Raw genomic sequence first — 12,836 nt, 5'->3', positions numbered from 1 at the left:
GGATCACCACCTCGCCCCCATCCTAGTTACGTACGCCGTACGTAGTGGGGTAGGGTCGCGCCATGACGACTACGTACGCTGTACTTAGTGAGGGTCTGCAGAAACGGTACGGGGAGGTCCACGCCCTGCGCGGGCTCGACCTGGCCGTCCCCGAAGGCACGGTCTGCGGCGTCCTCGGCCCCAACGGTGCCGGCAAGACCACCGCCGTCCGGATCCTGACGACCCTGGTCGCACCCGACGCGGGCAGCGCGCGGGTCGCCGGCCACGACGTGGTGCGCGACCCGGCGGGCGTACGCCGCAAGATCGCGGTCACCGGCCAGTACGCCTCCATCGACGGCGACCTGACCGGCGCCGAGAACCTCCGGCTCTTCGCCCGACTCCTGCGCGCCCCGCGCTCCCGCGCCGACGAACTCCTGGAGCGGTTCGGCCTGACCGCCGCGGCCGACCGGCCCGCGCGCACGTACTCGGGCGGGATGCGGCGCCGCCTCGACCTGGCCGCGAGCCTGCTCGTCCGGCCCGACGTCCTCTTCCTCGACGAGCCGACGACCGGCCTCGACCCGCACAGCCGGAACGGCATCTGGGACGCCGTACGGGGGTTGGCGTCCGAGGGCACGACCGTCCTGCTCACCACCCAGTACCTGGAGGAGGCCGACCGGCTCGCCGACGACATCGTCCTGATCGACGACGGACGGGTCGCCCAGCGCGGCACGCCCGCCGAACTCAAGGCGCTCATCGGCCACTACGCCGAGGTCGTCGTCGCCGACCCCTCCCTCCTGGAAGCGGCCGCCGCCGTCCTCGACCGGCTCACCGGCGCGGCCCCGGCCCTGGACGCCGAGCGGCACACGGTCGGCGCGGTGACCGTGGACACCACGCTCACCCTCCCCCGGATCGTCCGCGAGATCGACGCCGCCGGGGTCCACATCGTCGACGCGTCCCTGCGTACGCCCACCCTGGACGAGGTGTTCCTGCGCCTCACCGCCCGGAAGGAGTTCGCCGCGTGAGCGCACTCGTGCACGACGGGACCGCCGTCCTCGGCCGCCACCTCCAGCGGATCCGGCACGCCCCCGCCATCACCGTCATGACCCAGACGATGCCGATCGTCTTCCTCCTCTTCTTCGGGTACGTCTTCGGCAGCGCGCTCGCCATGCCGGGCGCCGAGTACCGGGCCTTCCTGGTCCCCGGCATGCTCGTCGCCACGGCCGCCGGCGGCCTGATGACCGGCATGTTCCAGGCCGCGCAGGACTCGCACCGGGGCGTCATGGACCGCTTCCGCACCCTGCCCGTGAGCCGGGCCGCCGTCCCCCTCGGGCAGGCACTCGCCGACCTGGTGGCGAGCGCGGTCGGCACGGTCCCGCTGATCCTCGTCGGACTCGCCATCGGCTGGCGGATCGAGGGCACCGCCCTGGAGGCCCTGGGCGCCTTCGGCCTGCTGCTCCTCTTCCGCTTCGCGACGACCTGGATCGGCATCCTGCTCGGCCTGGCCTCGCAGAGCGAGGAGGCCGCCGGCCAGCTCGGCAGCGCCACGTTCATGCTGCCGCTGCTCTCCAACGCCTACATCCCGACGGACGGCATGCCGGGGTGGCTGCGGACGGTCGCCGAATGGAACCCGATCTCGGCGGTCACCACGGCGGTACGGCTGCTCTTCGGCAACGCGCCCGTACCGACGGACGCCGCCTGGCCGGTGGCCCACCCGGTGGCGGGGGCGCTGCTCTGGTCGCTGGCCCTGATCGCGCTCTTCGCCCCGCTCGCGGTCCGCCGCTACGCCCGACGCTAGGGCCTGTCCGGCGGATCAGGGTCGGATAGGGCGCGGGGTCTGGTGCGGTGCATCGCAAGGCGCCGGAGCGCCCTCATAGCGGAGCTATGGGGGCGGTTCGGCAACGCGGCGAGGTGCCGTGCCAGGCCCCGCGACCCCGGCCATGATCCGCCGGACAGGCCCTACCCCCCGTCAGGGGACGTGACGCATCCCCTGATGACAGGGGGCGGCCCGGCAGGGTAGGCAGGGCTGTCATGAGCACTCAGCCACTCCCCCTCGAAGGGATCACGGTCGTCGCCGTCGAGCAGGCCGTCGCCGCCCCCTTCGCCACCCGGCAGCTCGCGGACCTCGGCGCCCGTGTCGTCAAGATCGAGCGCCCCGACGGCGGGGACTTCGCCCGGGGGTACGACACGGCCGCCCGCGGCCTCGCCTCGCACTTCGTCTGGTGCAACCGCGGCAAGGAGTCGGTGGCGGTCGATCTCAAGGACCCCCGGGGGCTGGCGCTGGTCCGGCGCCTGGTGGCCGGCGCCGACGTCTTCGTCCAGAACCTGGCGCAGGGCTCCGCGGCCCGGCTCGGCCTCGACGCCGCCACGCTGTGCGCCGCGCACCCGCGGCTGATCGCGGTGGACGTCTCGGGGTACGGAGCGGCCGGCCCGTACGCGCACAAGCGGGCGTACGACATGCTCGTCCAGTGCGAGGCAGGTCTCGTCTCGGTGACCGGCACCCCGGACCAGCCGGTCAAGTCGGGGATCCCGGCGGCCGACATCGCCGCCGGGATGTACGCCTTCTCGGGTGTCCTCGCCGCTCTCGTCCGGCGCGGCACGACCGGGCGCGGCGGTCCTGTGGAGGTCTCCCTGCTCGACGCGCTGGCCGAGTGGATGGGGCATCCGCTGCACCACGGGTCGCACGGAGGCACGGCCCCGGCGCGAACGGGGCTCGCGCACGCGGTGATCGCGCCGTACGACGCCTATCCGACGGCCGACGGGGGTCTGGTGCTGCTCTCCGTACAGAACGACCGCGAGTGGCGACGGCTCGCCGAACAGGTCATCGGCCGCCCCGAGCTCGCCGAGGACCCGGCCTTCGCGACGAACACGGCCCGGGTCGCCGGACGCGCGGCGACGGACGCGGTGGTGGCGGAGGCGCTGGCCCCGCTCACGGCCCCGGAGGCGCTGGCGCGTCTCGACGCGGCGGGCGTCGCCTGCGCCCGGCTCAACTCGGTCGCGGAGCTCGCGGACCACCCTCAGCTGACGGCCCGGGACCGCTGGAGGCCGGTGGACTCCCCGGTCGGGCCGCTGCGTTCACTGCTGCCGCCGATCGTCTTCCCGGACGGTCCGGAGCCGCGTATGGACCGGATCCCGGCCCTCGGCCAGGACACGGACGAGGTCCTCGGGGAGCTCGGAGTGCCCGAGGCGGAGGTGAAGGAGCTCCGGAGCGCGGGCGTGATCGCCTGACGACCACCCGGCACACGGGGGCAGCCGACCGGCGGCACACGGAGGCGGTCGACCGGCGGACCACGAGGGCCGTCGACCGGTTCGGACACGACGGAACGCCGGACGGGCGGGGACACGTCCGGCGTCGTCGCGAGCCGAGTCGTACGGGAGAGGCCGGGCGGAAGCGGGCGGGCGACCTCGGGGTACGCGGCCCGGCCCCCGGCCCGCTAGCGGCGCGCGCCGAAGAGCGAGCGACGCAGACGGCGGAGCGGAGCGAAGAGCGAGACGCGCGCGCTGCGGCCGCGGTGGCTGTGCACCGACGCCTCCGGCATACGCGACGTCAGTTCCCGCATCAGCAGCGTCGCCTCGGCCACCTCGCGTTGGGGCACGGCGGGACCGCCGAGCACCGCGAGATGGCGGTCGAGGCGCGAACTCGTCGCGCTGCTCCCGCAGGTGATGGCAGGCACTCGCGGCCTGCTGCGCATTGCTATCTGTTCCATGTCACTCCCCACCCGTACAAGGGCACCCGGCCCGGGCAGGCTAACCCTATCGCTCCACTGTCACACCCGTGTATCCCGCCGACGGGATTCACCGCACCCGTACGAGGGTTGACGGTCACTGTGCGAATCCATCTGATTCCAGGGTGAGTTGGACAGGCATCGAACACCTGTCGAACCGTCACGAACCATCCTGCACCCGGGGCCCCGACCTCCGGGCACGGAGACGTATGTGATCTCCACCACCAAGATCGTTCCCTCGTCCGGTCCCGTACGGACCGGAGTCGGACGCACACCGTTCGGTTACCGTGGAGCCATGACGGTGATCGCGGGTCGTTACCGGCTGCTGGACGTCCTCGCGGAAGGGGCGACGGCCACGGTCTGGCGCGCCCTCGACGAGACGCTCGTCCACGAGGTGGCCCTGAAGGAGTTCCGCGCACCGGCCGGGCTCCCGGCCGACGAAGTCCCCCTCCTGTACGCGCGCCTGGAGCGCGCGGCGCGGGCGGCCGCCCGGATCTCCCACCCCTCGGTGGTGACGGTGCACGGCGTGGCCGCCGAGGACGGCCGGCCGTGGGTCGTGATGGAGCTGGTCCGCGGCCTCAGCCTCGCCGAGACGCTGGAGGCCGCCGGTCCGCTGCCTCCGCCGGAGGCCGCGCGCGTCGGCGCCGAGGTCCTCGCCGCGCTCCGGGCGGCGCGCGAGGTCGGTGTCCCTCACCCGGGCGTGGACCCCGGACATGTCCTGCTCGCCAATGACGGACGGGTCGTCGTCACCGGATTCGGCACAGAATCCACCACGCCGCCGGAGGACGAGCCGGACGCGGCGGCGGACCTGCGGTCCCTCGGGGCGCTCCTCGGCGTGGCCGCGGGGGGCCGGCCTGGACCGCTGGCCGCCGTGGTCGAGCGGCTGCGGAGCGAGGACCCGGAGTCGGCCCTGACCGTGGATCAGGCCGAGCGGGAGCTGCGGCGGATCGCCCCCGGGGGCACACCACGGGTCACGGGACCCGTGAGGGTGGAGTCCTCCACACCACGGAGAGGAGACGGTGACGGCGACGGCGAGGGTCCGCGGGCCGGGAGTCCGCCACCTCCGCCGGACCGCACGCCTCCGCCCCGGCGACCCTCACGGCCCCGCCGGGGCCCGGTCCTCGCGGCCGGGCTCATCGGGACCCTGCTGATCACAGGGGCGTTGACGTACCACCTCGTACGGGACGGGGAACCGGGCACCGGTCCCGGTCCGGGCGGGGTGACGAGCACCGCTCCGGCCGGTCCCGGCTCCACGGGTACGGGGGACGGATCGGCTACACCGCCCCGTTGAAGGACGGCAGGTAGCCGCCCGACTGGCCGGCGGCGGTCGGGTGGTAGGACTCGCCGATGTTGAGCCAGTTGACGCTGTGCAGCCAGGCGGAGCCCGAGCAGATCTCGTGGCCGGTGAAGGGCGGGACGACGCTGGCGAAGGTGTAGCCGTGGTCGGCCGCGCGCTTGGCCACGGCCGCGTTGAGGTAGTCCGAGGCGCCGTTGATGGCGCTGCGCTCGCTCTCGCTCAGCCCGGCGACGCAGTTGCCGCCCAGCTTGTAGAAGCGCGGGTAGCCGAGGACGACGACCCGGGCGGCGGGCGCCTTGTTCCTGATGGCCGTGTAGACGGAGTCGAGCTTGCCGGGCAGCGTCGAGTCCACGTACGCCTTGGCCTGATTCACACGGTTGATACAGGTGGCTTCGGACTGCAGCACACAGGTCGTCATGACGTCGGCGAATCCGGCGTCATTTCCCCCGATCGTGACGGAGACCAGGTCGGTGGCGGCGGAGAGGGGGCCGAGCTGATTGGCGGTCACATCACCCGTTCGGGCGCCCGAGCAGGCCGTGAACGCGAAGGAGGAAGGGGCGTTGGCGTTCTTCCAGAGGACCGGAAACGCCTTCGTGGAGCGCTTGCAGTCGCCACTGGCGCTGTCGTAGCTGCCGGCGCCGACGCCGGAGGAGTACGAGTCTCCCAGTGCCACGTAGTCGAGGGCGGCGGTTTCGGCCGCCTGAGCCGCGCTCGCCCCGGTGAGGGCGAGGACGGCGCCGAGCAGGAGCGAGGACGAAAGGGCCGCGAAGCGGGACAGTCTCATGGAACCTCCTGTAGCAGGATCTCTGCGCTACCAGGTAGTAGCATCGGATCCGCCGGACCGGAAGTGTTCATGTCAAAACTGGGGATGAACTCCAGCGCCGCTCAGGCGATCCTCCGGTGGCGACCGTCGAGATCCGGCCACGACGGGAAGCGGAACTTCCGGTCCCGATGTGCGATCGAACGGGATCGCGACACATTCACACAACAAACCACAGAAGAGTGATCCCGCATCACTGTTCCCTGCATGCAAACGGATTGACCGAATCCGATCGGGACAGTTGCGCATCTGACCGACGAAGCTTCGCCAAACTGCGGAAAAGCGGGCCACAGATCCGGGACTTGCCATACAGTCCCATTCATCAATACCGTCGTACATCTCACCCGCACACAGGACCATCAAGCAAAGCGGCTCAGGGGAGGGCTCTAGCGTCGCGATGGCTCCGGTGCGGGGCGCGGTAGGGGGGTGCCGTGCTCGGTGTTCGCACGTGCGCCGAGCCGCGGGTACCGCGCGGCCAGTCATGCCAACTCGCCGATCCCGCAAGGGGATCGACCCTGTGGTCGATCTTGTGCGGGCGAGGTGAGCACCCCCCTTTCGAACCGGACACACCATCGGACCGCCCAAGGGGTGGGCGGCCCACCGGACGAGAGGGAATCCAGACCCATGAGCTCGTTCCTGCGCCCGGCCACTACGGGCCAAGAAATGACCGAGCCGAGTCGAATAGCGGCCCAGTATCGGGCCATCACTTCGCATTTGGCGATCACTCCGCCGGTGAGTGTCGTCATTCCCGCGATGAATGAGGCCGAAAATCTTCCGTACGTCTTCAAGACGCTGCCGGAATGGATCCACGAAGTCGTCCTCGTCGACGGAAATTCCACCGACGACACCGTGAACGTCGCCCGCGAACTCTGGCCGGACGTCAAGGTGGTCAAGCAGGTCGGCAAGGGCAAGGGCGACGCCCTGATCAGCGGCTTCGCCGCCTGCACCGGCGACATCATCGTCATGGTCGACGCCGACGGCTCGGCCGACGGCCAGGAGATCGTCTCCTACGTGTCCGCTCTCGTCGGCGGTGCCGACTTCGCCAAGGGCTCGCGATTCGCCAACGGCGGCGGCACGGACGACATGACGACCATTCGCAGACTCGGCAACTGGGCGCTCTGCACGCTCGTCAACCGCAAGTTCGGCGCCCGCTACACCGACCTCTGCTACGGCTACAACGCCTTCTGGCGCCACTGCCTCGACAAGGTCACGCTCGACTGCACCGGATTCGAGATCGAGACGCTCATCAACATCCGGGTGGTCAAGGCCGGCCTCAAGGTCCAGGAAGTGCCCAGCCACGAATACCTGCGCATCCACGGCGTGAGCAACCTCAACGCCGTGCGCGACGGGATCCGGGTCCTCAAGGTCATCCTGAAGGAGAAGGGCGTCCGCAAGGCCGCCCGCCGCCGGCCCGCCGCGTTCTCGGTCAACGTCCCCCGGGGAGAGGTGTCTTGAACGACCGCACGTCCCCGCACGGCTTCTCGGTGGTGATCTGCGTCTACACGGAGGAGCGGTGGGAGGACATCCTCGCCGCCGTCGACTCCGTACGGAAGCAGTCGCTGCCGCCGCTGGAGACGCTGCTCGTGGTCGACCACAACGAGCGTCTCCTGGAACGGCTCACCGAGGAGTACGCGGACGAGCGGCTCCATGAGGAGGTGCGGGTGCTCGCCAACGCGGGCCCCCGCGGCCTCTCCTCCGGCCGCAACACCGGGATCTCCGCCGCCCGCGGCGAGTTCGTGGCCTTCCTCGACGACGACGCCGTCGCCGAGCGGGACTGGCTCCACCACTTCGCCGCCGCCTACGACGGCCCCGAGGTCATGGCCGTCGGCGGCCGGACCCTGCCCGCCTGGGCCTCCGGCCGCCGCCCGACCTGGTTCCCCGAGGAGTTCGACTGGGTCGTCGGCTGTACGTACCGGGGCCTGCCCCCGGGCCGGGCCCGCGTGCGCAACGTCCTCGGCGGCAACGCCTCCTTCCGCCGCACCGCCTTCGACGCGGCGGGCGGCTTCGCCACCGGCATCGGCCGGGACGGCGACCGGCGGCCCCTCGGCGGCGAGGAGACCGAGCTGTGCATCCGGCTCGCCAAGGCACTGCCCGGGGCGATCCTGCTGATCGACGACCGGGCGGTCATCCACCACAAGGTGCCCGCCGTCCGTGAGCGCTTCGGCTACTTCCGTACCCGGGTCTACGCCGAGGGTCTCTCCAAGGCGCTCGTCGCGCGGAGCGTCGGCGCGCAGAAGGGGCTGGAGTCCGAACGGCGCTACACCACAAGGGTGTTGCCCGCCGGTGTCCTGCGCGGGGTGCGCGACGCGCTGCGCGGCCGGTCCGGCGGCGCGGGGCGGGCCGGGGCGATCGTGACCGGGGTGACGGTCGCGGCCGGCGGCTACGCGCTCGGCACGCTGCGGGCACGGCGGGGCGACCCGACGTTCTCCTGGGGACCGATCGAACGGGCGGGGGACGGTGCGGCCCGGAACGGCACCACCGTTGGCCGTAGGACCGACGACCGTACGACCGACGAGCGTACGGCCAAGGACAGCGCCGTCGAGGGGGCCGCCTCGTGAACGCGGAGGCGGAGACCGGCGCCGTACGCAACCGCGGCGTGCCCGTCCTCATGTACCACGCCGTCGACCGGGATCCCGCTCCCGCCACCCTGGGGCTCTCCGTCACCCCCGAGGCCTTCGCCGCGCAGATGGCGGTGGTCGCCGAGCGCGGCTTCACCCCGCTGACGACCGCGGCGCTCGCCGACGCCTGGCGCACCGGCAGCCCGCTGCCCGCCCGGCCGCTCCTCGTCACCTTCGACGACGGATACGAGGGCGTGCACCGGCACGCCCTCCCCGTGCTCGCCGCGCACTCCTTCGCGAGCACCGTCTTCGTCTCCACCGGCTGGCTGCGCGGCAAGCACGACGAGGGCGGGGCGCTCGACACCATGCTCGACTGGGAGCAGGTGCGCGAACTGGCCGACGCGGGCACGGAGATCGGCGGCCACAGCCACACCCATCCGCAGCTCGACCAGCTCGACGCGCGGCGGCTGCGTTTCGAGACGCTCCGCTGCCGGGAGATCGTCGGCGAGGAGCTCGGCAGCGCCCCGGCCTCCTTCGCGTACCCGTACGGATACTCCAGCCGGCGGGTCAGGCGCACGGTCCGGGAGGCCGGGTTCACGCAGGCGCTCGCCGTCGGCAACGCCCTGGCCTGCCGCGGGCAGGGGCCGTACGCCCTGGAGCGGGTCACCGTGCGCCGGTCGACGGGGATCAAGGAGTTCACCCGGCTCGTGGAGGGCCGGGCGATCGCCTGGAACTTCGCGGCGGACCGGACCGTGACGAAGGGGTACGCGCTCGTCCGGCGCGCCCGGGGCGTCGCACGGGGTCACTGGATCTGACGTACCGCCGGACCGGCGACCGGCGACCGGCGACCGGCGACCGGCGACCGGGGGGAACGTCCCGTTCAAAACACGGTGCACGGAATGCCCGGTTGCCGGATCATGGGCGCCATGGCTGACACCCCACCGGTACCGTCCGAGCCTCAGCGGGCGCTGCCCATCAGGCTCAACCTCGACGACAGCGACTCGCCGGCCGACGTCGTCGACGCGCTCTTCCTCGGCCGCTTCGCGACCGGCGAGCAGCCTCACTCGCACAGCACCACCCTGGACCGGGTCAAGCCCGAGGCGACGCTCCTTCCCGCGGACGCCCGGGTCCTGCGGGCCGCGAAGGACGACGACCGCAGCGCCGTGCTCGCCGAGGGCGAGGGCTGGACGCTGCTGATCTCCCGCTGGAACCGCGGCGCGGACGTCACCGTCACGGCCTCGGACGCGGAACTCGCGGAGCGGGTCCTCAAGGAGGCGACCGACGGGGCGAAGGACGAGCCGGAACCGCAGCCGGAGAACGTGACGATGGGCTTCTGGTACGTGTCGCCCCGGCGCGGCCCGCACCGCACCACCCGGCAGATCAGCGCCGGGACCTGGGACGAGGTCCGGCCCAACTACTCGGCGCCGGTGGCCGATTCCATGGACCGCCTGATGACGGTGACCCCGGAGTCGATCGCGGGCCGGCTCCTGCTGCTGCACGGGCCGCCGGGGACGGGCAAGACGTCCGCGCTGCGGACCCTGGCCCGGTCCTGGCGGGAGTGGTGCCAGGTGGACTGTGTCCTGGACCCTGAGCGGCTGTTCAACGACGTCGGCTATCTGATGGACATCGCCATCGGGGAGGACGAGGGCACGGCGAAGGGCCGCTGGCGGCTGCTGCTCCTGGAGGACTGCGACGAGCTGATCCGGGGCGAGGCGAAGCACACGGCGGGGCAGGCCCTGTCGCGGCTGCTCAACCTGACGGACGGGCTGCTCGGGCAGGGACGTAACGTCCTGGTCGGGGTCACCACCAACGAGGACCTGGAGCGGCTCCACCCGGCCGTCGTCCGCCCGGGGCGCTGTCTGGCGCGGATCGAGGTCGGGCCGCTGACCAGGGCGGAGTCCGTCACCTGGCTCGGACGCGAGGAGGGCGTGCCGCGCGAGGGCGCGACGCTGGCGGAGCTGTTCGCGCTGCGCCGCGGCACGCCCCCGGCGGAACTCCCGGAACCCCGTACGGCGGGGGCGGGACTCTACCTGTAGAGACGGGTCTTGCGGAGGCGGGTCCTGTGGAGAGGCGGGTCCTGTGGAGAGGCGGGGCCTGTGAAAGGCGGGGCCCGGTCAAGGCCCCGCTCAGGGGCCGGTCAGTTGTCGTACGCCGCCCGCAGGGCCTCGCTCACCGCCGCCTGCGCGGCCTCGCGGCTGAGGCCGAGGCGACGGGCCTCCTCGGCGTACTGGGCGGCGGCGGTGGCGGCCCGGCGGGTCGCCGCGTCGCCGGCCGCCGCGACGAAGGTCCCGTGGCGCCCGCGCGTCTCGATCACTCCGTCCGCCTCCAGCGCCTTGTAGGCCTTGGCGACGGTGTTGGCGGCGAGTCCCAGTTCCTCCGCGAGTCCCCGTACCGTCGGCAGCTTGTATCCGACCGGCAGTCTGCCCGACCGGGCCCGCTCCGAGATCTGGGCACGCAGCTGTTCGTACGGAGCGGTGGTGGAGTCGTGGTCCACGGCGATGGTGAGTGTCACGCGCCGATTCTGCCCCCACCCCGCGGGAAAATGGGAGGCGGCTGCGCACCCTCCACCCGTAGCGTGCGGCCACATGACTGTGATCGTCCGTGATGTACGAGCCGAGGACGCCGAGGGTTTCGCCCGGGTCCGCCGTGCCGCCGTGCCCTTCATGCTCGTGACCGCCGAGCAGCTCGTCTTCGACTGGGCGCACGCCCACCCCGACAGCCACGAGCGGCCGCTCGTCGCGGTGACCGAGGACGGCGAGGTCATCGGGACCGTCCAGCAGCGGATCGCCCACGACGCGCCGGAGCCCGGCATCGGCTCCGTCAACGTGTACGTGGACCCCGCGCGCCAGCGGCTCGGTGCCGGGACGGCGCTGCTGCGCGCCGCCGAGGAGCACCTCGCGGAGCAGGGCGCGCGGACCCTGTACAGCTGGGTCATGGACACGCCGGAGGACCGCGCGTGGGCCGAGCGGCGGGGCTACGCGCCCAGCCGTTCCGCCCACTTCCTCCGTCTCGACCTGACGACGGCCGAACTGCCGCCGCTCCAGGAGCCGCCGGCCGGTGTCGAACTGCTGACGGCCGCGGACTTCGCGGCCGATCCGCGGGCGATCTTCGAGCTGGACGCGGTGACGACCGCCGACGAGCCGGGTGACGTGGGGGCCTCGCTGGACGACTACGCGCACTGGCGGGAGACCACCTGGAACCACCCCCTGCACGACCGGGCGCTGACGACGGTCGCGGTGGTGGACGGGGTGCCCGCGGCGTTCAGCGCGGCGCAGACGGACGGGCTCGGCCGGTACAACTCGGGAATGACGGGCACGGCGCCCGCCTTCCGCGGCCGCGGGCTCGCGAAGCTCGCCAAGAACGCGTCCCTGCACCGGGCCCGTGCGGCGGGCTGCGTGGAGGCCTTCACCAGCAACGATGCCGGCAACGAGCCGATGCTGGCGATCAACGAGTGGTTCGGTTACGAGATCGGCGCGGTGGAGGTGCGGCATGTCCGGACGATCGGTTGAGATCACCCTGGTGAAGGCGGGACGGACGAAGATCCGCTACCCGGCGGAAGTGCTCACGGAGGAGGGCCTCACGGAGGAGGGCGGCCGGCTCTCGGTCCGTGCCCCGTGGGCCGCCGAGGGGGTACGGGACTTCGGCTTCGTACGGTTCGAACCGGGCGACGTCTTCGTGGAGCACTACTGGCGCGACCGCTGGTACACGGTCAAGGAGGTGTGGTCCGCCGACGGCACCCTCAAGGGCTGGTACTGCGACATCACCCGGCCGGCCGAGATCGACGGCTCGGGGGTGGTGGTCGAGGACCTGGACCTGGACCTGTGGGTGTCGGCGGACGGCAGCGAGGTGCTGCGGCTCGACGAGGACGAGTTCGAGGCGAGCGGCCTCGCCGCCTCCGACCCGGAGGCGGCGGCCCGTGCCGTCGTGGCCCTCGACGAGCTCGAAGTGCTCGGCCGTGAGGGCCTGATCGACCTGCTGGGTCGGTAGAGCCCGTAACCGGTAGAGCCGGTAGAGCCGGTAGAGCCGGTAGCGGTCAGTACAGCTCGACGTCCGACTGCTCCGTCGCGAGGAAGCCGGGCGTCGGCAGGCCCGCCGGGCCGGCCGTGAGCTGCACGAGGGTGGCCTCGACCCGGGCGGCGCCTGGCTGGTAGGCGGGGTCCTTCACCACGGAGGTGTTGACCCACTCGTGGACCTGCCCGTCGCAGACGGCCCGGGTGCCGCCGATCCCGGCGGAACGGTTCCCCTGGCGGAGGGTGGAGCTGACGAAGACGGGACCCGCGGTGTCGTCGACGCAGCGGTATGTGCCGGAGAGGGTCACGGTGCTGTCGGCGGCGACGGTCCCGTATCCGTGGACGGAGAGGCCGTCGGCCTCTCCCGCGTGGGCGAGAGGGGCGACGGCGGCGGCGAGCAGGATGCCTGCGGCGAGGGCGGCGAGGGAGTTGCGTACGCGCATGAGCGGG

Annotated in this window: 14 protein-coding genes; 10 read left to right on the top strand and 4 right to left on the bottom strand. The window is 72.4% G+C overall.

The window, feature by feature from the left end; genetic code table 11:
- The first annotated feature begins 62 nt into the window (after window positions 1-62).
- From ACIBG6_RS35785 to ACIBG6_RS35775, 3 genes are all read left to right on the top strand, one after another.
- Window positions 63-1,001, top strand: coding sequence for an ATP-binding cassette domain-containing protein (locus ACIBG6_RS35785; RefSeq protein ID WP_399226912.1), 939 nt, complete (start codon window positions 63-65; stop codon window positions 999-1,001).
- Window positions 998-1,774: an ABC transporter permease gene (locus tag ACIBG6_RS35780; RefSeq protein ID WP_399226911.1), complete on the top strand. Its 777-nt coding sequence runs from the start codon at window positions 998-1,000 to the stop codon at window positions 1,772-1,774. The genes ACIBG6_RS35785 and ACIBG6_RS35780 overlap by 4 nt, the downstream gene beginning before the upstream one ends.
- Window positions 1,775-2,007: 233 nt before the next feature.
- Window positions 2,008-3,204, top strand: coding sequence for a CaiB/BaiF CoA transferase family protein (locus tag ACIBG6_RS35775; protein WP_399226910.1), 1,197 nt, complete (start codon window positions 2,008-2,010; stop codon window positions 3,202-3,204).
- A 206-nt stretch (window positions 3,205-3,410) separates the two neighbouring features.
- Here the strand turns inward: ACIBG6_RS35775 and ACIBG6_RS35770 are convergent, their stop codons facing one another.
- The gene (locus ACIBG6_RS35770; protein ID WP_317593982.1) at window positions 3,411-3,683 is read right to left on the bottom strand and encodes a hypothetical protein; all 273 of its coding nucleotides are present in this window, start codon (window positions 3,681-3,683) and stop codon (window positions 3,411-3,413) included.
- 313 nt (window positions 3,684-3,996) lie between these two features.
- On the opposite strand from ACIBG6_RS35770, the gene ACIBG6_RS35765 reads away from it, so the two are divergent.
- Window positions 3,997-4,992, top strand: coding sequence for a protein kinase (locus ACIBG6_RS35765; protein ID WP_399226909.1), 996 nt, complete (start codon window positions 3,997-3,999; stop codon window positions 4,990-4,992).
- Here ACIBG6_RS35765 and ACIBG6_RS35760 read toward each other — a convergent pair.
- Window positions 4,976-5,782, bottom strand: a complete 807-nt coding sequence (locus tag ACIBG6_RS35760) for an SGNH/GDSL hydrolase family protein (RefSeq protein ID WP_399226908.1) — start codon at window positions 5,780-5,782, stop codon at window positions 4,976-4,978. The genes ACIBG6_RS35765 and ACIBG6_RS35760 overlap by 17 nt on opposite strands.
- Window positions 5,783-6,442: 660 nt before the next feature.
- On the opposite strand from ACIBG6_RS35760, the gene ACIBG6_RS35755 reads away from it, so the two are divergent.
- The 4 genes from ACIBG6_RS35755 to ACIBG6_RS35740 all read left to right on the top strand — a co-directional run bounded on the left by ACIBG6_RS35755 (window position 6,443) and on the right by ACIBG6_RS35740 (window position 10,412).
- On the top strand, window positions 6,443-7,273 hold the full coding sequence (locus ACIBG6_RS35755; RefSeq protein ID WP_317601816.1) for a glycosyltransferase family 2 protein: 831 nt from the start codon (window positions 6,443-6,445) through the stop codon (window positions 7,271-7,273).
- Window positions 7,270-8,376, top strand: a complete 1,107-nt coding sequence (locus ACIBG6_RS35750; protein WP_399226906.1) for a glycosyltransferase family 2 protein — start codon at window positions 7,270-7,272, stop codon at window positions 8,374-8,376. The genes ACIBG6_RS35755 and ACIBG6_RS35750 overlap by 4 nt, the downstream gene beginning before the upstream one ends.
- 50 nt (window positions 8,377-8,426) lie before the next feature.
- A complete protein-coding gene (locus ACIBG6_RS35745) occupies window positions 8,427-9,191 on the top strand; it encodes a polysaccharide deacetylase family protein (protein WP_399226983.1) in 765 nt (254 codons plus the stop codon).
- Window positions 9,192-9,293: 102 nt separating this feature from the next.
- On the top strand, window positions 9,294-10,412 hold the full coding sequence (locus ACIBG6_RS35740; protein ID WP_399226905.1) for a DUF5925 domain-containing protein: 1,119 nt from the start codon (window positions 9,294-9,296) through the stop codon (window positions 10,410-10,412).
- A gap of 101 nt (window positions 10,413-10,513) precedes the next feature.
- On the opposite strand, the gene ACIBG6_RS35735 is transcribed toward ACIBG6_RS35740, so the two are convergent.
- Window positions 10,514-10,888: a GntR family transcriptional regulator gene (locus tag ACIBG6_RS35735; RefSeq protein ID WP_399226903.1), complete on the bottom strand. Its 375-nt coding sequence runs from the start codon at window positions 10,886-10,888 to the stop codon at window positions 10,514-10,516.
- Between the two features lie 73 nt (window positions 10,889-10,961).
- Here ACIBG6_RS35735 and ACIBG6_RS35730 point away from each other — a divergent pair, with 73 nt between their 5' ends.
- A complete protein-coding gene (locus ACIBG6_RS35730; RefSeq protein WP_399226901.1) occupies window positions 10,962-11,885 on the top strand; it encodes a GNAT family N-acetyltransferase in 924 nt (307 codons plus the stop codon).
- Complete coding sequence (locus ACIBG6_RS35725) at window positions 11,866-12,363, top strand: DUF402 domain-containing protein (RefSeq protein WP_399226900.1); 498 nt, start codon at window positions 11,866-11,868, stop codon at window positions 12,361-12,363. The genes ACIBG6_RS35730 and ACIBG6_RS35725 overlap by 20 nt, the downstream gene beginning before the upstream one ends.
- A 46-nt stretch (window positions 12,364-12,409) precedes the next feature.
- Here the strand turns inward: ACIBG6_RS35725 and ACIBG6_RS35720 are convergent, their stop codons facing one another.
- Window positions 12,410-12,829, bottom strand: a complete 420-nt coding sequence (locus tag ACIBG6_RS35720) for a DUF6299 family protein (protein WP_399226898.1) — start codon at window positions 12,827-12,829, stop codon at window positions 12,410-12,412.
- Window positions 12,830-12,836 lie beyond the last annotated feature (7 nt).

It is taken from the genome of Streptomyces sp. NPDC050842 (genome assembly GCF_044456565.1).
Lineage (GTDB): Bacteria > Actinomycetota > Actinomycetes > Streptomycetales > Streptomycetaceae > Streptomyces.
The sequence above is the reverse complement of the archived record's forward strand: the minus strand, read 5'-3'. Positions and strand labels throughout refer to the sequence as shown.